This window comes from Thermobifida alba, assembly GCF_023208015.1.
Taxonomy (GTDB): domain Bacteria; phylum Actinomycetota; class Actinomycetes; order Streptosporangiales; family Streptosporangiaceae; genus Thermobifida; species Thermobifida alba.
In genome coordinates, this window is sequence record NZ_CP051627.1 from 1,646,656 (window position 1) to 1,667,415 (window position 20,760).

Genomic DNA, 20,760 nt, shown 5'->3' on the forward strand with positions numbered 1-20,760 from the left:
GCGGCCGCACCGGCCGTCCGGGGCCGCGTGCCTACGGCTTGCGGGCCAGTCCCCCGGCGAGCATACGGTGGGTGTCGCTGTCCCTGGGGGTCTCCTCGTCGGGCCGCCACTCGTTGGCGGCGACCACGCCCGGCTCCAGCAGCTCCATGCCCTCGAAGAAGCGCTCGATCTGCTCGGTGGTGCGGAACCAGCCGCTGCCCAGGCCGCCCTGGACCAGCGCCTGCTCGATCTCGCGGCAGCGCGGGTCGCCGGAGTCGTAGAAGTGCGTGACGAGCACGTGGCTGCCGGAGCTGAGGCGGTCGCGGATCTGCGCGACGATCCCCCACGGGTCGTCGGCGTCGTCGAGGTGGTGCAGCACCGAGGCCATGAACACCGCGACCGGCTGGTCGAAGTCCAGCAGGGCGCGCACCTCGGGGTGGTCGAAGATGCCGTCCGGGTGGCGCAGGTCGGCCTGGACGACGGTGGTGGTGGCGCCGTCGTCGGCCAGCAGCGCGCGGCCGTGCGCCAGCACCACCGGGTCGTTGTCGACGTAGACGACCCGCACCTGGGGGTCGATCTCGTGGGCGATCTCGTGCACGTTGCCGGCCGTGGGCAGGCCCGAGCCGATGTCGAGGAACTGGCGCACGCCGGAGCGCACCAGTTCCCGGGTGGCCCGGCGCAGCAGCAGGCGGCTCTCCCTGCCCAGCTGCCTGCCCTGCGGGAAGACGGTCTCCACGGCGGCCGCGGCGGCCCGGTCGGCGGGGAAGTTGTCCTTTCCGCCCAGGAAGTAGTCGTAGACCCGGGCGATGCTGGGGACCTCGGGGTTGACCTCGGCGGGGAGTCTGGTGGGGTCGGGCGCCTGCGTCTTCATCCAGGATTTGCTGGTCATGGAACCGCCTTTTCCGCTGGGGGACCGTTGGGACACACGGGTTGTCGGAATCATAGAGCCCTGCGGATGATCCGTTCATTTTCACGGATTCCGATCGCGCCCAGCATCACCACAAAAGCGACCTAATTACGCAATTCGGACCATTAGTGCGCGCCATTGCGGTTCGCTTCCAGGGCGGTGCGGACCCGCGCGATGACCTCCTCGTGCGAGGCCCCCGCGGGATAGACCGCCACCAGCACCGAGCCGTCCCCCGCCGCCCCCGGCGCGCCCCCGCCGCTCCGGCGCAGCGCGGGGGCGACCGTGGCCACCACGAACGCCAGCGCCTCGTCCAGCCGCTCCATCGGCGAGGGGGAGGACACCTCCGGGGCGCGCAGCCACACGCGCAGCACGTGGTTGTGCGCGGCGATCACCGCCGCGGCCAGCACCTCGGCGGCCAGCACCCGCGTCTCCTCGCTGTGTCCGCGCGCCAGGTGCTGGGTGAACAGCGACTGGTAGCGCGCCGCCATCGCGATCTCGCGGTCCCGCAGCGCCGGACGGGTGCGCACCAGCCGGTAGCGGCGCACCGCCAGGTCGGGCTGGCCGGTGTAGGAGCGCAGCACCATGCGCGCGGCCGAGCACACCGCGCCCACCGGGTCCTCGTGCGAGGCCGCCAGGTGGGCGCGCACCGACTCCACCAGCTCCTCCTGGTCGGCGAAGAGCAGGTCGTCCTTGGAGCCGAAGCGCCGGAACAGGGTGCTGCGGCTCACCCCGGCGGCCAGGGCGACGTCGTCCATGGTGGTCGCCTCGAAGCCCTTCTCGTCGAACAGCCGCAGCGCTGCGGCCACGACCCCGCGGCCTCCCGCGCGCTCGGTCATCAGCTCTCCTCGCCTCCGCCTGGGCCCACTGCCGCCCCATTCTCCCCGCACCGGGACGCTCCCCTGAAATGGGACTAAGTTCCTTTTACTGAGACGTAGTGTCATACTGGGGACGATCGTGACGCAAGGAGACCCCATGAGTGACTTCGACCTCTACCGGACCACCGAGGAGCACGAGGCGCTCCGCGAAGCCATCCGCTCCGTTGCCGAGGACAAGATCGCCCCGCACGCCGCCGACGTCGACGAGAAGGCCCGCTTCCCCCAGGAGGCCTACGAGGCGCTGCGCGCCAGCGACTTCCACGCCCCGCACGTCGCCGAGGAGTACGGCGGGGCCGGCGCGGACGCGCTGGCCACCTGCATCGTCATCGAGGAGGTCGCCCGGGTGTGCGCCTCCACCTCGCTGATCCCCGCGGTCAACAAGCTCGGGTCGATGCCGCTGATCCTCGCCGGCTCCGACGAGCTGAAGCAGCGCTACCTGCCCGAACTGGCCTCGGGCGAGGCGATGTTCTCCTACGGGCTGTCCGAGCGCGAGGCGGGCTCCGACACCGCGAGCATGCGCACCCGCGCGGTGCGCGACGGCGACGACTGGATCCTGTCCGGCCAGAAGTCCTGGATCACCAACGCCGGGGTCTCCAAGTACTACACGGTCATGGCCGTCACCGACCCCGACGGGCCGCGCGGCCGCAACATCAGCGCCTTCGTCGTGCACATCGACGACCCCGGCTTCTCCTTCGGCGAGCCCGAGCGCAAGCTCGGCATCAAGGGCTCCCCCACCCGCGAGCTGGTCTTCGACAACGTCCGCATCCCCGGCGACCGCCTGGTCGGCAAGGTCGGCGACGGCCTGCGCACCGCGCTGCGCACCCTCGACCACACCCGCGTGACCATCGGCGCCCAGGCCGTGGGCATCGCCCAGGGCGCGCTCGACTACGCGCTGGGCTACGTCAAGGAGCGCAAGCAGTTCGGCAAGGCCATCGCCGACTTCCAGGGCATCCAGTTCATGCTCGCCGACATGGCGATGAAGCTGGAGGCGGCCCGCCAGATGGTCTACGTCGCCGCCGCCAAGTCCGAGCGCGGCGACGACGACCTGTCCTTCTTCGGCGCCGCCGCCAAGTGCCTGGCCTCCGACGTGGCCATGGAGATCACCACCGACGCGGTGCAGCTGCTCGGCGGCTACGGCTACACCCGCGACTACCCGGTGGAGCGCATGATGCGCGACGCCAAGATCACCCAGATCTACGAGGGCACCAACCAGATCCAGCGCGTGGTGATGGCCCGCCAGCTGCTGAAGTAGGCCCCGACCGCCGCCGCGGCGGGCCCCCGGGAGTCGGCTCCCGGGGGCCCGCCGCGTTGGTGCCCGTCCGCACAGGCGGGACGGTCCGGCTCCGGGGCCGCCGCCACGGGCCGGCACTGTGGGAGAGGTCACACCCGTCAGGAGACTTGAGCCCCTAGTTTTCTGGAATGATTCCAGAAAAGATCGGCGTTGGAAGAGGAGGCGGGCCTCCCCGCCGAGCGCGTCGGCCCAGTTCCGCACACGACCACGCACACCGCGGCGGGGGCTTCGCCACGCGGACGCGCCACGCCGTCCCGAAGGCTTCAGACCGGCGCTGTCCCGACCTCTGACAGCCATGTCCACCTGACAAGGAGACCGACTTGACCGAGACCAACGGGGCGCTGCCCACTCCGAACAACGGCGCGGGTTCCACGCTCGACTCCGGTGCGCCCGCGGCCAGCGACCGCAACTCCCTGAGCATCGGCAGCAACGGGCCGCTGCTGCTCCACGACGTCCGGCTCGTCGAGACCCTCGCGCACTTCAACCGCGAGCGGGTGCCCGAGCGCAACCCGCACGCCAAGGGCGCCGGCGCCTTCGGTGTCTTCGAGACCACCGAGGACGTCTCCCGCTACACCAAGGCCGCCCTGTTCCAGAAGGGCGCCCGCACCGACATGCTCGCCCGCTTCTCCACCGTGGCCGGCGAGCAGGGCTCGCCCGACACCTGGCGGGACGTACGCGGCTTCGCGCTGAAGTTCTACACCTCCGAGGGCAACTACGACCTCGTCGGCAACAACACGCCGGTCTTCTTCGTCCGCGACCCGATGAAGTTCCCGCACTTCATCCGCTCCCAGAAGCGGATGCCGGGCACGGGTCTGCGGGACAACAACATGCAGTGGGACTTCTGGACCCTCAACCCCGAGACCGCCCACCAGGTCACCTACCTCATGGGCGACCGGGGCCTGCCCAGGACCTGGCGCCACATGAACGGCTACGGTTCGCACACCTACATGTGGATCAACGCCCAGGGCGAGAAGTTCTGGGTGAAGTACCACTTCAAGACCGACCAGGGCGTGCAGAGCATGACCGCCGAGGAGGCCGAGCGCCTCGCCGGCAGCGACGCCGACTTCCACCGCCGCGACCTGGCCGAGGCCATCCAGCGCGAGGAGTACCCCAGCTGGACCCTGTACGTGCAGGTCATGCCGTACGAGGACGCCAAGACCTACCGGTTCAACCCCTTCGACCTGACCAAGGTGTGGCCGCACAGCGACTACCCGCTCATCAAGGTCGGGAAGATGACCCTGAACCGCAACCCGGAGAACTTCTTCGCCGAGATCGAGCAGGCCGCGTTCGCGCCGTCGAACCTGGTGCCGGGCATCGGCGCCTCGCCGGACAAGATGCTGCTGGGCCGCATCTTCGCCTACGCCGACGCCCAGCGCGCCCGCATCGGCACCAACTACTTCCAGCTGCCGGTGAACAAGCCGAAGGTGAAGGTCAACTCCTACACCTTCGACGGGCACATGACCTACGAGCACTCCGGCACCGCCCCGGTCTACGCGCCCAACTCCTACGACCGCTCCTGGTCCGACGAGACCGGCCCGGCCGAGGACGGCTGGGAGGCCGACGGCGAGATGGTGCGCAGCGCCTACTCCCTGCACGCCGAAGACGACGACTTCACCCAGCCCGGAACGCTGGTCCGCGAGGTCTTCGACGACGCCCAGCGGGAGCGGCTCGTGCAGACGGTCGCCAACCACCTGGCCGGCGGAGTCGTCGAGCCGGTGCTGTCGCGCGCCTTCCAGTACTGGCGCAACGTCGACCAGAGCATCGGCGAGCGCATCGAGAAGGCGTACCACGCCTCCCGGTGACGTGCCGGCCTGCGCTGTGACGGACACGGACCACTGACCGTCCCCGGTGGTGCGGGCCGCGGCCCGCACCACCGCCCCGTCCCCGACGGTCTCGCCGGCGCGGGGGCGGGAACGGTTCCGGGGCCGGTGCGGGAACCCCCGCACCGGCCCCGACGCGTGTCCGGGACCGTCCCGGTGCCGCGGGGGAGTCGGCCGTCCGGGAGAAGCGCACGGCCCGGCAGGGGTCCCGGGTCCTCAGCGCGGGCCGGGCACGGCACCGGTGAGGGCGCCGGTGAGCAGGGCGGTGACCGCGGCCTCGGTCACCGGCACCGGGTTGGACGGCGGGGCCGCGGCCCGCACCCGCCGCACCGCCTCGGCGACGTCGTCGGCCCCGAACCCGAGGTCGGCGAGCCGGGCCGGGGCGCCGAGGTCGCGGCACAGCCCGTGCAGCGCCGCCACCGCGGCCGCCGCCGGATCCTGTCCCGGCCCGGCCGGGCGTCCCAGGGCGTCGGCCAGCCGGGCGGCCCGTTCCGGCACGGCGGGCGCGTTGAGCGCCAGCACGTGCGGCAGCACCACGGCGTGGGTGGGGGCGTGCGGCAGGTCGAAGGCGCCGCCCAGCACGTGGCAGATCGTGTGGTGCAGTCCGGACCCGGCCGACGCGAACGCGACAGCCGCCAGGTAGCAGCCGTACAGGGCCTGCTCCCTGGCCGCCACCGCGCCGGGGCCCGCCGCAATCCGCGGCAGCGCCGCCGCCAGGACTCGCGCGCCCTCCAGGGCCATGAGCCGGTTGACGGGGTCGGTGCGCGGCGCCCACAGCGAGTCCACGCAGTGCGCCACCGCGTTGAGCCCGGAGACCACCGAGAACTCCACCGGCAGGGACGTGGTGAGCGTCGCGTCGTAGACGACCGTCTCCGGCAGCACCCGGTCGTCCACCCCGGTGGTCTTGGTGCGCCCCTCGGTCATCCCCCACACGTTGGTGGCCTCCGACCCGGCATACGTGGTGGGCACCGCGACGACCGGGATGCCGCTGGTCAGGGCCACCGCCTTGGCCAGTCCGACGGCGGAGCCCCCGCCCACGCACACCAGCAGGTCGACGCCGTGTGCGGCCGCGGCCGTGCGCGCGGCCTCGGCGAGGGGCACGGGCACGTGCTGGACCACCTCGTCCCACCACAGAGCGACGTCGACGTCCCGGCACACCCGCTCGGCGAGGGGCCGCGCGGACGGCGTGGCGATCACCATCACCCGTCCGGCCCCGCGCCTGCGGACCTCCCCGGCGAGGTTCGCGGCCGCCGCGCCGGAGCCGAACAGGACCCGCTGGCCCAGCGTCACGTGCTCGAACGTCATGGTCATGGGCGCACTCTCCTTCACCTGACAGCCGGTCCGGCCTCCGTGCCCCGGCCTGCTTCCCGGCCTACCCGATCCGGGGCCCGCGGCCCCGCCCGGGGGCCGAGACCGCCGCGTCCCGGGGGCCCGCGGGGCCGCCGGGCGGGCTCACGCGACGGTGACCGCGACCTCGACGGTCCCGTCCTCCCCGTCGCCGTCGGGAAGGACGCTCTGGCGCACCGAGTCGACGCGGGCGTCGCACCCGTGCTCGTGCAGCGCGTCGAAGAGCGCGACGACGGCGGGGTGCGGCGCCCCCTCCGCTGCGGGGCGGCCGCCGGGACGCCACCGGGCGGCCAGTTCGGTGCGGGCCGGCGGCACACCGACCTCCACCTCCGCGCCGCCCCAGTCCGCGGGCAGCGGGACGGCCGTCGGCCAGCAGGCGAGGACCTCGACGGCGGGCGGCACGCCTTGCGCCCGCAGTGCCGTCCAGAACGGTCCCACCGGGCCCGCGCCCTCCGCGGCGAGGGCGCGGTGCAGCCGCGCCAACGCGTCGTTGGCCGCCGCGTTGGCCTCGTCGGCGTCCGTGCCGTCGCCGACGGCCAGCACCCGGCCGACGTAGGGCTGCGGCGGGGCGTCGCGCCGGACCACCTCGACGGGGCCGACCAGGTCCGCCAGCGCCCCCGCCGCGGCCGCGTGGCTTCGGTCCTCGCGCTCCCGGGCGGCCAGCACGGCCCGCCGGTGCCGGTCGAGCACCTCGGCCGGGTCCCCGCGCAGCGCCTCGGCCACCTCGGCCAGCGGCACCCCGGCGTCCCTCAGCAGCCGCACCACGGTCCCCGCACGGACCTGTCCGGGCGCGTAGAAGCGGTAGCGGGACGCCGGGTCGGTCCGCGCCGGTTCGAGCAGGCCGCTCTCGTCGTAGTGGTGCAGGGCCTTGACCGTCAACCCGGTCAGGCTCGCGAACTCTCCGATGCTCAGCATGCCCCCAGCTTCCGGCCTCCGGCCACCGGAGGGGCAACCGCGCCGGGGCGGGTTCCGCCGCGGACGGGGGCGGGGGCTTCGGCGGGGTCAGCAGCTGCCGGAGGAGGGCGCCGTAGCGGGACACCGGTGCGCCGCGGTCGGCGGACAGGTCGACGACGCCGCCCCGGCCGCCCTCCCGGGCCACACGGGAGGCGGTGGCACAGCCGACGCCGGAGGCGGCGCCGGTCGCGATGACGGTCCGTCCGTCGAAACGGCCGGGCACGATCCGCTCGGTCCACGTCCCCTCGGCCGCCCCGACGGTCGGCGCGGTCCCGTCGTTGCGCGCAGCACCGGGTCGTCGACCGCCTCCCGGAGAAGCGCACCCTGGCCGAGTTCGGCCAACTGCCGCAGCGGGAGCCGGCTCACCGGGGCGAGCGCCTGCTCGTCGGCGTCTCCCCGGTCGAGCAGCGCCCGCCCCCCGGGGGTGCGCCGCCCCTCCTCGGCCGTGCTCTGCGCGGCCAGCGGCTTCGGTTCCTCGGCCGTGCCGTCCCCTCTCGTGGGATCCTCCCGACCGTGGTCGGCGGAGAGGCGTCGGAGCGTGGTCGACCTGGTTGACCACAGTGACGGCAGCCCGCCCGGCAGCCGCACCACCACCCCCCGCCCCCCTGACGGCCTCCCCGGCAGCGGGAGCGTGCCGAAGGCCCCTCCCGGCCCCCGGGCCCCTGCCCGGCCGAGTCGCACGGCGACCGGTGGACGGGCCGGCCGGGGAACCGCGCCGCCCCGTCCGCCGCAGGCAGTCCCGCATCCGCGTCGCCGGCGGTCCGGGGACGATTAGTATTCCGGTTCGTCACTTGTCGTGAAGGAGCCGAACGTGGACCCCACCCCCTCGCCGCGGACCCAGGGCCGCCCCGCGCACGTCACCGGCCGGTGGACGACCCCGCCGCCGAACGCCCGCCCGCGCGGGACTCCCCCGGGTGCGGTGCCGCGCACCCCCCACGCCCGTCCCCGGGGGCGGGCGTGAGCACGCGGGTCCTGGTCACCGGGGGTTCCTCCGGGCTGGGGCGGGCCCTCGTCGAGCACTACGCCGCGGCCGGTTGCCGGGTGCTCGTCGCCGACCTCGCCGAACCCGCGGCCCCGCCCGCCGGTGAACTCGTCTACCAGCGGTTGGACGTGCGTTCCGAGGCCGACTGGGCCACGGTGCGCGAGTGGTGCCGCATCCACTGGGACGGACTGGACCTCCTCGTCAACAACGCCGGGGTGGCCGCGGCCGGGCGGATGGAACGCCTCACCGACGCCGACTGGGACCGGGTCCTGGACGTGAACCTGCGCGGTGCGGTGCTCGGCTGCCGCACCTTCGTGCCCGTGTTCAAGGCGCAGCGCAGCGGCCACATCGTCAACGTCGCCTCGCTGGCGGGGCTGGTGAACCCGCCGGGCCTGTCCGCCTACAACGTGTCCGAGGCGGCGGTGATCTCCCTGTCGGAGACCCTGCGCCACGAACTGGCCCCCTGGGGCGTGCACACCACGGTGGTGTGCCCCGGGTTCATGCCCACCGGCCTGGACGCGGGACTGCGCGGCCCCGACCCGGTGCTCGCCCGCAGGGCCGCCGACCTGATCCGCGGCGGCAGGCTCACCCCCCAGCAGGTGGCCGCGCAGGTCGCCAAGGCCGTCGCCCGACGCCGTTTCCTGGTCAACCCCCACCCCGAGGGGCGGCGCGCGCTCCGCCTCAAACGCTGGTGGCCGTCCCTGGTGGATCGGCGGACCGCCCGGTCGTGGCGGCGCACCGCGCTCCGGCTCGACGAACAGGACGCCCGGGCGGGACGCCTCCCCGGGTGAGGAGGCCGCCTCCCGGTCGGTCGGCGGCACCGGCGGTCACTGCCCGCGGGGCCGGTTCCTGGGCAGGACGCTGATCGTTCCCGACTCCTCCAGGATGGCGTAGTCGATCTGCGCCATGCTGGAGATGCCCTGGCTAGCGCGGGCGGCCGCGAGGATCTCGCTCTCGTCGATGTGGTGCTTGGCCATCGGCTCGGCCAGCACCTCGCCCCTGGCCACCAGCACCACCGGCACGCTCTGCGTCACCCTGGTGAACCAGCCGAACCGCCACCGCAGGAAGTCGGCGGTGCGCTCCACCGCCACCAGGGTGAGGATCACCAGGGCGGCGTTGGTGAGGGAGAAGTCGTCGCCGAGCAGCGCCTGCTGCGTGGCCTCGGACACCACCAGCAGCAACAGCAGGTCGAAGGTGGTGATCCGGGCCATGCTGCGTTTTCCGGCGAGCCGGAAGATCACCAGCAGGACGACGTAGACCGCCAGGGCGCGCAGGACCGGGTCCACGGGTTCTCCTCCGTCTCAGGGGTAGACGAACTGCCAGAACCGCACCGGCTCCGAGCCTTCGACGCCGATCCGGGCCCGGTGCAGCCACGTCCGCTCGGCCCGCAGGTCGAAGGCGACCGCCAGCGGCTCCTCGGCCCGGTCCGTGTCGAACTCGTAGACCAGCGTGCCGGTGCCGCCGACCACCCTCGACGGCTGCGGGGTGACGCTTTCGACCGTGACCGTCTCCAGGAAGTCCTGGGAGACCCCCAGCCAGATCCGGCCCTCCCGCACCGCCTGGGGGGCGACGCGCACCTCCAGGGTGGTGGGGCTGTGGCCGCGCACGAACCGCTCGTAGGCCACGTGCACCACCCCGTCGGGGCTTCCCGCACCGGCCCAGCTCAGCGGCCCGCCCCCGAACAGTCCCGCCAGCGCCAGGGCGAGCAGCAGCGCCGCCAGCACCCACGCGGCCCGCTCCACCCGCCACTCGCGCCGTTGGAAGGCCACGTCGTCGCGGATGTCCACCTCGCTGCTGTCGCCCATGGCGGCGTCCCCTCCCCGGCTCCGCGCGGTGCTCGACGTCCACGCCCGTGGACGTGCCTGCCGTACTTGCCGCGAAGGCGTGCGGCGAAACCGCGCCCGGAGGCGCTAGGGGACCCCCACCCGTTCGGCGAGGAAGTCCTCCCAGCTCCGCCCGCCCGTGACCGCGCCCGGCGGGGCCAGGTTCGCGCCCTCCCGGTAGGCGCGGCCGATCCGGCCCGGGGTCCGCACCGGCAGCAGCAGCCGGTGTTCGCCGCGCGCCCGCAGGTATCCGCGGACCAGGTCGCCCACCGCGTACACCTTCGGCCCGGCCAGGTCGGGCACCCGTCCGGCGGGCCCGCCGAGGGCCAGCGCCACCAGCCGGGCCGCCACCTCGCCCGCGTCCACCGGCTGCAGCCGCAGCCCCGTGGGGACGGGCACCACCGGGATCTTCGCCAGGTTCCGCACCCCGGCCAGGACCAGGTCGTGGAACTGGGCGGCGCGCAGCACCGTCCACGGCACCCCCGAGTCGGCCACGGCCCGCTCCGCGCGGTGTTTGGCCCGGTAGAAGCCCAGGGGGACGCGGTCCACCCCGATGATCGAGATGAACACCAGGTGCCGTACCCCGGCCCGGGCGGCGGCGCGCGCCAGGGTGCGGGCCGCCGTGTCGTCGCCCCTGGGGGCGCCCGCCAGGTGCAGCACGGTGTCGGCCCCGTCCACCGCGGCGTCGACACCCACGTCCCGGCGCAGGTCCCCGACCGTGTACTCGACGCCGTCCCCGGACGTGTGGCGGCGCCGGCTGAGCACCCGCACCTCGCGGCCCGCCTCCCGCAGCAGCGGCACGGCGTGCCGCCCGAGTGTGCCGGTGCCCCCGGTGACCAGAACAGGTGGGGTCATGGTCGCGCTCCAATCCTCGGCTCCCGGGTCCGCTTCCCCGACCGTCGTCCGGGATGCGGGCCCGGGGCCGCCGTCGGCGCGGGGAGTCTGTCGGTGCCCGCCGCTACCCTCCGCGTCGTGGGAACGGTCGCGGCGGGTACTCCCCGCCGCGGGACGCCGCTCCTCCTCCCGCCCGCGACGGCCGCGCCGCCGCGGGCGCCCCGTGCCGACCCGGACGACGTGAAAGGACCCCCGTGAGCTGGGACGTGCTCCTGATGCCGCTGCCCGACGAGATCGCCTCGGTGAACGACCTCCCCGACGACCACGAGCCCCCCTCCGGTGGGTCCGGCCGAGCGGGTCCTGGCCCGCCTGCGCGACGCCGTGCCCGACGTCGACCTGACGGACCCGGCCTGGGGCCTCCTGACCGGTCCGAGCTGGTCGATGGAGGTCGACATCGGTTCCGAGGTCCCCGTGCGCTCGGTCACGCTGCACGTCCGCGGCTCCGGCGACGACGTCCTCCCCGTGGTGCTGCGCATCGCCGCGGCACTGGGCTGCCGGGCCGTGGACTACTCCACGGCGGAGCTCCTCACCGGCGCGGAGGACCTCGCGGGCTGGCACGGCTTCCAGGGCTACCGGGACCGGGTGTTGGGGCAGGAGTGAGCCGCGCCCGCCCCGGCGGGCGCGGGGCTCACCGGCGTCAGCCGCGCAGGAAGTCGAGCAGGGCGCTGTTGACTTCTTCGGCGTGCGTCCAGTTGATGGCGTGCGGGCCGCCCTCCACGACCACGTACTCCAGGTCCTTGATCAGCCCGGGCAGCCGGTTCGCGGTGGCGTCGATCGGCAGGATGCGGTCGGCGTCGCCGTGCATCGCCAGCACGGGCACGTCGATACGGGGCAGGTCGGCGCGGAAGTCGGTGAGCCAGGTCCGCACGCAGGCGTAGGTGGCGTGGGCCGAGGACGAGGCGGCCACGGCGAAGCTGTTCTGCCACGCTTCCCTGCTGATCCGGACCCCGTCGAGGACGTCGACGTTGTAGAAGTCGTCGAAGAAGTTCTTGTAATGGACGAAGCGGTCGGCGAGGATCGCCTCCTCGATGCCCTTGAACACGCTGGAGTCCACGCCCTCGGGGTTGTCGTCGGTCCTGAGCAGGAACGGCTGGAGCGCTCCGAGCAGCACCGCCTTGCTGATCCGTGCCGAACCGTAGCGGCTCAGGTAGCGGACCACCTCACCGGTGCCCATGGAGAAGCCGACCAGGACGGCGTCGGACAGGCCGAGGTGTTCGACGAGGGCGTTCAGGTCGGCGGCGAAGGTGTCGTAGTCGTAGCCGACGGTGGTGTGGGTGGACCGGCCGAAGCCGCGCCGGTCGTAGGTGATGACCCGGTATCCCGCTTCCAGCAGCACCCGTTCCTGCTTCTCCCAGGAGTGTCCGTTGAGCGGGTAGCCGTGGATCAGCACGACGGGCCGACCGCTGCCGTGGTCCTCGTAGTAGATCCCGATGGGCGAGGAGTTCTCGGTGCCGACGGTGACGAAAGACATGGCCCACTCGCCTTCTGCGGTAGTGACATCGATGAGCGGGACACGGTTGTTCCCGTGCGCCCGTGCGGACGACTACCGACCCGCACCCCCGTGTCACCCCGTCCGGCCCGGATATGGGGGAGGATCACGGCACTCTTGGACGCGGCACTACCCGGCTTTTCCGCGACCTCCGCCACCCGGAAGCGCCGTACCGCTGTCCGGCAGCCACCGGCCCGTTCCCAGGCCTTTTCCGGTGTCGTCACGGAACCGCTGCCACCGACCGTCCCGGGGCCGGAGACAGCGGTGGTCTACGGTGGGGCCGTGGACCAGGTCGAAACGATCGTGGCACTCGTCGGCGACACGCTCGGCCCCGAGGCCGTCGGCGTCTACCTGCACGGCTCCTCGGTGCTCGGCGGCCTGCGCCCGGCCAGCGACCTCGACCTGCTCGTCGTCTCCCGGCGCGGCATGGACGACCGGGAGCGGCGGAGACTCCTGGACGGGCTGCTCGCGGCCTCCGGTTTCGAGGGCGGGCTGCGGCCGGTGGAGCTCACCGTCGTCGTCCACTCCGAGGTCCGCCCGTGGCGCTTCCCGCCCACCGGCGACTTCCAGTACGGCGAGTGGCTGCGCGACGCGTTCAAGGCCGGTGCCCTGCCCCGGCCGCGGCCGATGCCGGACCTGGCGCTGCTGCTCACGATGGTGTTGGCGGGCGACCGTCCGCTCGCCGGTCCCCCGCCCGCGCGGCTCCTCGACCCCGTCCCGCACGCCGACCTGGTGCGGGCGAGCGTCGCGGGCCTCCCGGAACTCCTCGCCGACCTGGACGGCGACACCCGCAACACGGTGCTGACCCTCGCCCGCGTTTGGACGACGCTCGCCACCGGCGAGATCCGGTCCAAGGACGCCGCCGCGGACTGGGCGCTGGCCCGCCTCCCCCCGGAGCACCGCCCCGTGCTGGAGCACGCCAGGGACCTGTACCTGCACCGCCGCTACTCCGAGGAGCGGTGGAGCGGCGAACTGCGGGCGCGGGTGCGTCCGCACGTGGCACGGGTGCTCGCCGAGATCGACCGGCTCACGCCCCGCTGAGGCCCGCGTGCGGGAACCGGGGCGCACCGGAGCGGTGACAGCGCGCCGTCGCCCCGGTGCCGCACGCCGGACAATCCCGTTGTCCGTCCGTCCCGCTTCTGGGAGGCTGGCGCCATGATCGACACGGGACTCGCAGCCAAGACAGTGCTGGTCACCGGTGCCGGCCGGGGCATCGGCGCAGCCATCGCCCGCGCGTTCGCCGCACAGCGGGCGCGGGTGGCCGTGCACTACCTGCCCTCGGCACCACCCGCCCCCGACGGGGTGCGCTGGGAGCACGAGGTCCCGCCGCTGCGGGAGGTGGAGGCTCTGGTGGACGAACTGGACGGGGCGGTGGCGGTCGCGGCGGACCTGTCCGCCCCGGACGCCGCCACGCGGCTGTTCGACCAGGTCGAGGCGCGTCTGGGGCCGGTCGACGTGTTGGTGAACAACGCCGCGCACTGCGAGACGCCCGACACCGTGGACACGCTCACCGCCGAGGGTCTGGGCCGCCACTACCGGGTCAACGCGATCGCGCCCGCCCTGCTCACCGCCGAACTCGCCCGCCGCGCCCCCGACACCGACCCGCCGTGCGTGGTCAACATCTCCACTGACGCCGCCCGCGCCTTCCCCGGCCAGATCGGCTACGGCACCTCCAAGGCCGCCCTGGAGGCGTTCACCCGGGCCGCGGCACTGGACCTGGCGCCCCGGGGAATCCGGGTCAACGCCGTGGCTCCCGGACCGGTGCAGACCGGCTGGATGGACGCGGACCTGGTCGAGCAGGTCCGTCCACTCATTCCGCTGCGCCGTGTCGGGGAGCCCGCGGACATCGCCGACGCCGTGGTCTTCCTCGCCTCCCGCCAGGCCCGCTGGATCACCGGGCAGGTGCTGCAGGTCGCCGGAGGCCACGCCCTGTGACCCGGCCCGGGGTGTCGAGCGCCGCCCCGACGGGGACCGCACCCGCCGGGGCGGCGCTCAGCGGGCGTGCGGGCCGGGCTGCGCGGTGAGGCTGGTCCGCGCCACCAGACCCCTGTCGTCGAACTCGACGCCCAGCTCGAAGCCGGGGCCGGTGAGGACCAGCCCGCCGTCCGGGGTCGTCTGCTGTCCCAGGCCCCGCCGGGCGGCGTAGCCGGCCAGGGCACGCCGGTGGTCCGACAGCGGGAGTTCGGCGACGGCCTGCTGGATCACCCGCATGGTCCGCGCCGGTTCGGGGGCGGGCAGTGTGAACTCGGGGTGCTCGATGAGGCAGGCCACGCGGGTTCCCCCGCCCACCTCCCCGGTGTAGGAGGTCCACCGGCCGCCCAGGACCTTGGCGGCCTCGGTCAGCAGGAACGCGACCTGCGCCGGGTGCTGCGGGTTCCCGGGCAGTGCGGCGAAGGGAACCTCGGCGTTGGCCAGTTCGGGGATGCCGAGCCGCTCACCGTGCGCGCGGACCTCGGCGGAGAGCCGCGTCAGCTCCTCGGGGAAGCCGCTGGGGTTCGCCCAGGCCCACATCCACGACCCCGGCCCGGGGGCGGCGCTGCCCAGGAGGTGGAAGCGTTCACAGGTCAGCGTCCGCTCCCCGACGAAGTCGAACCGGGGGGCTTGCAGGTCGACGTGCCAGTTGTGCTCGCCGAGGACGTCGACGAGGTGGAGCTGGTGCTCCAGGGAGAACAGGGCGGCGTCGTCCAGCAGGTCGGTCAGTGCGGTGATCTTCGGCATGCCGGGATACTAGGGGACGGCGACGACACCCGCCGCCCGCCGCGGTGTTCCCCGGTCCCCCTCCGGTCCGGCCCGCCACGGCTGTGGCAAAAAGCCGCCGCTGCGCTCTTGATGCTGGTCACCACACCGAACACCGTCCAGGGGACGGCGGGGCCGAACGGCCCTCGCGGAGGCCGCCCCGTCCCGCGAGGTGACCGGTTCCGGCCACGGTCCGACCGGTCCGGCCCCACCCCGCCGCGTGTCCCGGTGCGCGGCGTCACGGACCGTCGCCCTCCGGAGGACTCGGGGGATGCTCCGGGGTCTCCAGCAGGTGCGGGGTGGCGTACACCCAGCGGCCCGCGGCCTCCTGGTAGAGGCCGGAGACGCCGGACCGGGTGAGCAGCAGGAAGCGTTCGGTGCCGTGGTCCTGGACCAGGTTGTCCAGGTGGCTTCGGAGGACGGCGAGGCCGCGAGCGGCCCGGCGTACAGGGTCACCGGCCCGGCGTACAGGGTCACGAGGTCGTCGTCCACGAGGGGTCGCCTTCCGGGGTCGTGCGGGTGTGCGGGGGTTCGGGGAAGGGGCGGACCGGGGCCGGGGAAGGAACTGCCCCGGCCCGCCCGCAGCAGACCGGTCGCCCGCGCCCCCTGAGCCGTGCGGGCGACCGGCGGTCGGTGCGGCTACGGGCGCGGCCGGGTCCGGTCGCGCCGGGGCAGTCCCGGTTTCGGCCGGGCGCGCAGGAGTCCGGCCGGTTCGGCGACGGTGGCGGTGCAGGCCAGCACGGTCAGGCCGGTGTACCGGAACCGCGGTGTGGGCACGGCGGTGGCCTCGGGCGCCCCGGCGGCATCGTGGAACTGGCAGATCTCGCAGTGGGGGCAGGGGCCGGTCCCTCACCGGGCCGCCGCCCGGCCGTCCTCGGCACAGGGGTGGCCGTCCCAGTGCACGACGGAGTAGACGCCCTCCTGCCAGGGGGCCAGGCGGCCCCACCGGCTGGCCAACCGGTCCACCAGGAACAGGCCGCGCCCGTGCTCGCGGGACGGGTCGTCGGGTTCGACGACGTGCGGGACCGAGTTCCAGCGGCGCGGGGCCAGGGTGCGCACCTCCGTCCACACGCCGCGCTCGGTCACGTTCACCCGCACCGTGAAAGACTCCCCCGGGTCGCCGGAGTGGGTGTGCCGGATGGCGTTGGTGGCGAGCTCGGACACGATCAGCTCGACCCGGCCGACCGCGTCCGAGGACGCGGTGGCCTGCGGGCACGACCGGATCGCCTCGACCACGAACCGGCGTGCGGCGGCCACACTCGCGGGAAGACCGGGAAAGGACGCGGAGACGACGGTCACCGGGCCACTGCCTTCCCGGGGTGGAGGACACGGGGGACACGGGGGCGGTTTCGGGGTGACCGCCACAATTCAGACAAAAGGCGGAGGGTAGCCTGGGACATGGATTCTTCACCTGCTCACTCAGGTCGAGGAGTCAAGGCCCTGGTTCGGCGTTGCAGCGCCGAATCGGGGCCGTTGTCGCTTCGTCAGAGGCGACAACTCAACACTCCAGTACCGAGTAACGTTTTTCTAGCCATAGCGCCGTTCTCTGAATATCTATGAAGACCTAGACTGAACAGCACTAGCTCGGTTCTAAGGAGTCGTAGAACTGTGGTGAAGCACCCCCCGGCATGGTCTCGCTTCGGTGCCGAGGTACGTCGGTTACGCCTCCAAGCAGGGTATTCACAGACCCAACTCGCCAAGGCGATACCACTCAGCCAGAGTATGCTCAGTGGTATCGAACTAGGCCACAAAGGCTCCAAAAGGGATCATGCGGAAGCTCTCGACCGGGCCTTCAACACCGACGGCAGGCTTGTCCGCCTCTGGGATTCGTTGAACTCCACACCATCCCACCCCGACTGGTTCCAGGAAGTGCTCAAACTAGAGCGCAAAGCGGTAGAAATCCGGCAATATCAGCCAATCGTGATGCCTGGATTGTTGCAGACTGAGGACTACGCTCGGGCTTTGATTCGTCCCGCCCAGCCGTGGGCGAATGCCGCCAAGGTTGAGGAACTCGTCCACGCCCGCATGGGTAGACGCGAAATCCTGACCGTCCCGGACCGTCCGCTTAGTTGGTTCGTCGTGGACCAAGTCGTCATCGACCGCGTCATTGAGAGTCCTGCGGTGATGAAGGAGCAACTGACGTACCTGCTGAGCCTGATCGAGGACTCCGTAATCCGGTTCCAGGTCGTATCACAGGAGACACCAGTACATCCTGGTTCATCCGGGGCAATCAGGATCATGACCTTCGACGACCGTCCCACAATGGTCTACACAGACCATGCCTTGGGAGGTCATCTCTCGGCTCAGACCGAGGAGGTCCGATACTGCTCGGCGATATTCTCGGCACTACAGTCCGAAGCGCTGTCCCCCAGCGACTCTGCGGACTACATCCGCAGCAGAAAGGACCAACTATGAGCACTGGCTACACGGATCACAACAGGCTCCGGTGGCACAAGTCCAGCTACAGCGGCGGTAACGGCGGCGACTGCGTCGAGGTCGCCGTCTCCTGGCACAAGTCCAGCTACAGCGACGGTGGCGGCGGTAACTGCGTCGAGGTGGCCGAGACTCCCGAGGCCGTCCTGATCCGCGACACCAAGCACCGCGACCTCGGACACCTCCACTTCTCCCCCACCGAATGGGCCACCTTCCTCGCCAACCTCAAACACGACCACCTGTAACCCCGACACCCGATCCCCCTTGGCACGGGGGCCATGATCGGCATCGAGCATGGCACCCGTGCCAGGGCCGGCAGGAATGTGCCGCTGCCCCACGGAGAAACCCCATGCCATCCCCCGCCCGCTCCGCCGTTCCGCTCGCCCTGTCCCTGTCCGCGCTGCTGGCGCTCACCGGCTGCGCGTCCCTGTTCGGCCCCGGCCTGGAGGAGCTGCTGCTGCCCCGCAACGCCTTCTCCGGCTACACGGTGCACAGCGTCGACGCCGACGAGGTCCGGCAGGGGCCGTCCTCGCCGTCGTTCACGGAGATCGAACCGCGGGAGTGCGCCGACACCCTCGCCGAGGCGCGGCCCGACCTGCTGCCGGAGGGGGTCGAGGCGGTCGCGGCGCAGCAGGCCACCCCGAACCGGCGCGGCACCCCGGAGACCGTGTACCACTACACGCTGGCCACCGGCGACCTGTCGGGCACCCCCACCCCCGAGTCGGTGAAGCGGCTGCTGACCGACTGCTTCACCTTCACTGGACGCATCGAGGACGAACCGGTGACGGGGGCCTTCCAGAGCCTGCCCAGCGACGCTCTGCCCGAGGGCGGCGACGGCGTCCTCGTGACGTCCACGCCCGCGGGCGGCGGCCCGTCGGTGGAGGTGCGGATGGCCTGGGGCCGGGTGTCAGAGGTCCACTTCCTGCTGGTGGCGGTCACCCTCGGCGCGGACTCCTCCCCGCTGTCCCCGGAGGACCTCACCGCCGAGTGCCTCATGGAGGACCCCGCTGCCACCCCGCACATCGACGAGCTCATGGAGTGCACGGACCGCATGCGGGACCAGGCGGTCGAGGACGCGGCCGCCGAGCGCGCCGACCGCTTCGACGCGCTCCTGGCCAAGGCCGTGGACCGGTTGGCGGAGCGGGCCTGAGGCCCCGCGCGGCACGCGGCCCCGACTCCGGGCACCCGAGCACCGGGGCCGGTCTCAGCCCAGCTGGTCGAGGTGGCGGATGGCGCGGGTGCTGCCGGACTGGGCGGCGCGCCGCCACCAGTACTGGGCGCCGCCCACGTCGCCGCGGCCCTGCAGCAGACTGCCGAGGTTGGCCATCGCGTCGATGTCGCCCGCCTCGGCGGCCCGCCGGTACCACTGCTCCGCGCCGAAGGTGTCGCGGCGGTTCTCCAGCAGCACCCCCAGGTTGACCATCGCGTCGATGTTGCCGGACTCGGCGGCGCGCCGGTACCACTGCTCCGCGCCGAGGATGTCGCCGCGCTGCTCCAGCAGGTTGCCGAGCAGGGCCATGGCGCGGATGTTGCCGCCCTCGGCGGCGCGCCGCCACCAGGTCTCGGCCTCGGCCGCGTCGCCCCTGCCGTAGAGCAGGTTGCCGAGGGTGTGCATGGAGGCGACGTGGCCCGCCTCTGCCGCGCGGCGGTGCCAGGTCTCGGCCTCGGCCGTCTCCCCGCGGTCCTTGAGCAGGTCGCCGAGGTTGACCATGGCGTCGGGGTCGCCGGCTTCGGCGGCGCGCCGGTACCACTGCTCGGCCTCGGCCGTGTCGCCGCGCTCCCGGGAGAGGAGGGCGAGGTTGAACATGGAGTCGATGTGGCCCGCCTCGGCCGCGCGGCGGTACCAGGACTCGGCTCCGGCGACATCGCCCTGCTCGCGGTGGCGCAGGCCGAGCGTGAACATGGTCTGCGGGTCGCCCGCGGGCGGTGGGGAGCCGTAGGAGGGGGGCGGCGCGGGCGGGTACGGGCCGGGGGCCGCGTACCCGGTGGGGTGGGGCGGCGGCGCCTGCGGCGGATAGGGGCCCGGGGCGGGATAGCCGGTGGGGTGGGGCGGCGGACCCTGCGGCGGATACGGCCCGGGCGCGGCGTACCCGGTGGCGTGGGCCGGCGGGGGTCCGGACGGGTACTGGCCGGTGGCATACGGCGGCGGGGCCGGGGCGGACGGCGGCGGGGGCGTCTGCGGGGCGGCGGGCACGGGCCGCTCGGTGTGGACGGGCGACGCGGCGGGGGACGGGGCGAGGGGGGCCGCCCCGCCCTGCGGGCCGGCCCCGGCGGCGCGGCGGATCAGTTCTCCCAGCTCGTCGCTGGCGGGCCGCTCCGCGGGCTCCTTGGCCAGCATCCGGGCGACGAGGTCGGCCAGTTCGGCGGGGATGTCGGGCCGGGCCTCCAGGACGGGCGGCGGGGGCTGGGTGAGGTGCTGGGCCATCAGCGCGGGCAGGGTGCCGCTGAAGGGCACCCTGCCGGTCAGCATCGTGTGCAGGACCGCGCCGAACGCGTAGACGTCGCTGCTCGCGTCGACCTCCTCGCCCTTCCACTGCTCGGGCGGCATGAACGCCGGGGTGCCCAGCGCGGTTCCCACGGCGGTGAGCTGGCTGGTCGCGTCCGCGATGTGGGCGATGCCGAAGTCGCAGATCTTGACGTGCCCGGTGTCGAGCAGGAACAGGTTGCCGGGTTTGAGGTCGCGGTGCACCACCCGGTGGGCGTGCGCGGCCCGCAGCGCCTCGGCGGCCTGCACGGAGACCGACACCAGCAGGTCCAGCGGCAGTCCTTCGGGGTGGTCGGCCAGCACCGCGCCCAGGTCGCGGCCGCGCAGCAGCTCCATGACGAGGAACAGCTGCCCGTCGTGGCGGCCGAAGTCGTGCACGGCGGTGATGCCGGGGTGCTGGATGCCGGCGGCGATGCGCGCCTCCCGCTGGAAGCGGCGGATCAGGACGTCGTCGCCGCCTCCCCCGACGATGACCTTGACGGCGACCTCGCGTTCCAGATGCGGGTCGAAGGCCCGCCACACCTCGCCCATTCCGCCCCGTCCCAGCCGTTCCTCCAGCCGGTACCGGCCCGCCAGCACCATTTCGGACTGCACCCGCGACTCCCTTGGACAACCGCCGCCGTTTTCCTTACTTCTTTACCGCAGTGTGCCGGTTGCTCCGGTGACCGGATCCCGCCCCGGCACGGGGGTTGTGCGGTCCTTCCAGTGTCGGTGCCGGTCACAGCGGGGCGGTAGGGTCGCCGCC

The 20,760-nt window shown here is 73.2% G+C and carries 21 protein-coding genes; 9 read left to right on the top strand and 12 right to left on the bottom strand.

Annotated features, from left to right (window positions below; translation table 11 throughout):
* Window positions 1–31 precede the first annotated feature (31 nt).
* Both FOF52_RS07260 and FOF52_RS07265 read right to left on the bottom strand, forming a co-directional pair.
* Window positions 32–868, bottom strand: coding sequence for an SAM-dependent methyltransferase (locus FOF52_RS07260; protein WP_248593063.1), 837 nt, complete (start codon window positions 866–868; stop codon window positions 32–34).
* A 143-nt stretch (window positions 869–1,011) separates the two neighbouring features.
* Entirely contained in the window at window positions 1,012–1,722 is a 711-nt protein-coding gene (locus FOF52_RS07265; protein ID WP_248593064.1) for a TetR/AcrR family transcriptional regulator, read from the bottom strand.
* Window positions 1,723–1,858: 136 nt separating this feature from the next.
* Here FOF52_RS07265 and FOF52_RS07270 point away from each other — a divergent pair, with 136 nt between their 5' ends.
* Window positions 1,859–3,013 (top strand): acyl-CoA dehydrogenase family protein, encoded by a 1,155-nt coding sequence (locus FOF52_RS07270; protein WP_248593065.1) that lies wholly within the window; start codon window positions 1,859–1,861, stop codon window positions 3,011–3,013.
* A gap of 359 nt (window positions 3,014–3,372) precedes the next feature.
* Window positions 3,373–4,854 (top strand): catalase, encoded by a 1,482-nt coding sequence (locus tag FOF52_RS07275; protein ID WP_248593066.1) that lies wholly within the window; start codon window positions 3,373–3,375, stop codon window positions 4,852–4,854.
* Between the two features lie 234 nt (window positions 4,855–5,088).
* On the opposite strand, the gene FOF52_RS07280 is transcribed toward FOF52_RS07275, so the two are convergent.
* Both FOF52_RS07280 and FOF52_RS07285 read right to left on the bottom strand, forming a co-directional pair.
* Window positions 5,089–6,183, bottom strand: coding sequence for a maleylacetate reductase (locus tag FOF52_RS07280; protein ID WP_248593067.1), 1,095 nt, complete (start codon window positions 6,181–6,183; stop codon window positions 5,089–5,091).
* Between the two features lie 141 nt (window positions 6,184–6,324).
* Window positions 6,325–7,134 carry a MerR family transcriptional regulator gene (locus tag FOF52_RS07285; protein WP_248593068.1) on the bottom strand — a complete coding sequence of 270 codons (810 nt, stop codon included), beginning with the start codon at window positions 7,132–7,134 and terminating at the stop codon, window positions 6,325–6,327.
* A gap of 996 nt (window positions 7,135–8,130) precedes the next feature.
* Between FOF52_RS07285 and FOF52_RS07290 the strand changes: the two genes are divergently transcribed.
* Window positions 8,131–8,946, top strand: coding sequence for an SDR family NAD(P)-dependent oxidoreductase (locus FOF52_RS07290; RefSeq protein WP_248593069.1), 816 nt, complete (start codon window positions 8,131–8,133; stop codon window positions 8,944–8,946).
* A gap of 36 nt (window positions 8,947–8,982) precedes the next feature.
* On the opposite strand, the gene FOF52_RS07295 is transcribed toward FOF52_RS07290, so the two are convergent.
* The 3 genes from FOF52_RS07295 to FOF52_RS07305 form a co-directional block, all read right to left on the bottom strand.
* Complete coding sequence (locus FOF52_RS07295; RefSeq protein ID WP_248593070.1) at window positions 8,983–9,441, bottom strand: DUF421 domain-containing protein; 459 nt, start codon at window positions 9,439–9,441, stop codon at window positions 8,983–8,985.
* A gap of 15 nt (window positions 9,442–9,456) precedes the next feature.
* The gene (locus FOF52_RS21900) at window positions 9,457–9,960 is read right to left on the bottom strand and encodes a hypothetical protein (RefSeq protein WP_282573922.1); all 504 of its coding nucleotides are present in this window, start codon (window positions 9,958–9,960) and stop codon (window positions 9,457–9,459) included.
* Window positions 9,961–10,065: 105 nt separating this feature from the next.
* The gene (locus FOF52_RS07305; RefSeq protein ID WP_248593071.1) at window positions 10,066–10,833 is read right to left on the bottom strand and encodes an SDR family oxidoreductase; all 768 of its coding nucleotides are present in this window, start codon (window positions 10,831–10,833) and stop codon (window positions 10,066–10,068) included.
* 318 nt (window positions 10,834–11,151) lie between these two features.
* Here FOF52_RS07305 and FOF52_RS07310 point away from each other — a divergent pair, with 318 nt between their 5' ends.
* A complete protein-coding gene (locus FOF52_RS07310) occupies window positions 11,152–11,472 on the top strand; it encodes a hypothetical protein (RefSeq protein ID WP_248593072.1) in 321 nt (106 codons plus the stop codon).
* 37 nt (window positions 11,473–11,509) lie between these two features.
* Here the strand turns inward: FOF52_RS07310 and FOF52_RS07315 are convergent, their stop codons facing one another.
* Window positions 11,510–12,343 (bottom strand): alpha/beta fold hydrolase, encoded by an 834-nt coding sequence (locus FOF52_RS07315; protein WP_248593073.1) that lies wholly within the window; start codon window positions 12,341–12,343, stop codon window positions 11,510–11,512.
* Window positions 12,344–12,643: 300 nt separating this feature from the next.
* Between FOF52_RS07315 and FOF52_RS07320 the strand changes: the two genes are divergently transcribed.
* Window positions 12,644–13,402, top strand: coding sequence for an aminoglycoside adenylyltransferase family protein (locus tag FOF52_RS07320; RefSeq protein WP_068755943.1), 759 nt, complete (start codon window positions 12,644–12,646; stop codon window positions 13,400–13,402).
* A 114-nt stretch (window positions 13,403–13,516) separates the two neighbouring features.
* Window positions 13,517–14,296: an SDR family NAD(P)-dependent oxidoreductase gene (locus FOF52_RS07325; RefSeq protein WP_068755378.1), complete on the top strand. Its 780-nt coding sequence runs from the start codon at window positions 13,517–13,519 to the stop codon at window positions 14,294–14,296.
* Between the two features lie 57 nt (window positions 14,297–14,353).
* Here FOF52_RS07325 and FOF52_RS07330 read toward each other — a convergent pair whose 3' ends face one another.
* From FOF52_RS07330 to FOF52_RS07340, 3 genes are all read right to left on the bottom strand, one after another.
* The gene (locus FOF52_RS07330; protein ID WP_068755376.1) at window positions 14,354–15,079 is read right to left on the bottom strand and encodes a DUF6882 domain-containing protein; all 726 of its coding nucleotides are present in this window, start codon (window positions 15,077–15,079) and stop codon (window positions 14,354–14,356) included.
* A gap of 657 nt (window positions 15,080–15,736) precedes the next feature.
* Window positions 15,737–15,874: a hypothetical protein gene (locus FOF52_RS07335; protein WP_248593074.1), complete on the bottom strand. Its 138-nt coding sequence runs from the start codon at window positions 15,872–15,874 to the stop codon at window positions 15,737–15,739.
* 72 nt (window positions 15,875–15,946) lie between these two features.
* Complete coding sequence (locus FOF52_RS07340; protein WP_068755370.1) at window positions 15,947–16,396, bottom strand: ATP-binding protein; 450 nt, start codon at window positions 16,394–16,396, stop codon at window positions 15,947–15,949.
* A 312-nt stretch (window positions 16,397–16,708) separates the two neighbouring features.
* On the opposite strand from FOF52_RS07340, the gene FOF52_RS07345 reads away from it, so the two are divergent.
* The 3 genes from FOF52_RS07345 to FOF52_RS07355 all read left to right on the top strand — a co-directional run bounded on the left by FOF52_RS07345 (window position 16,709) and on the right by FOF52_RS07355 (window position 18,680).
* Window positions 16,709–17,512 (top strand): helix-turn-helix domain-containing protein, encoded by an 804-nt coding sequence (locus FOF52_RS07345; protein WP_248593775.1) that lies wholly within the window; start codon window positions 16,709–16,711, stop codon window positions 17,510–17,512.
* Window positions 17,509–17,775 (top strand): DUF397 domain-containing protein, encoded by a 267-nt coding sequence (locus tag FOF52_RS07350; protein ID WP_248593075.1) that lies wholly within the window; start codon window positions 17,509–17,511, stop codon window positions 17,773–17,775. The genes FOF52_RS07345 and FOF52_RS07350 overlap by 4 nt, the downstream gene beginning before the upstream one ends.
* A gap of 104 nt (window positions 17,776–17,879) precedes the next feature.
* Entirely contained in the window at window positions 17,880–18,680 is an 801-nt protein-coding gene (locus FOF52_RS07355) for a hypothetical protein (RefSeq protein WP_068755364.1), read from the top strand.
* Between the two features lie 54 nt (window positions 18,681–18,734).
* Here the strand turns inward: FOF52_RS07355 and FOF52_RS21905 are convergent, their stop codons facing one another.
* Complete coding sequence (locus tag FOF52_RS21905; protein ID WP_282573923.1) at window positions 18,735–20,609, bottom strand: serine/threonine-protein kinase; 1,875 nt, start codon at window positions 20,607–20,609, stop codon at window positions 18,735–18,737.
* Window positions 20,610–20,760: the final 151 nt, after the last annotated feature.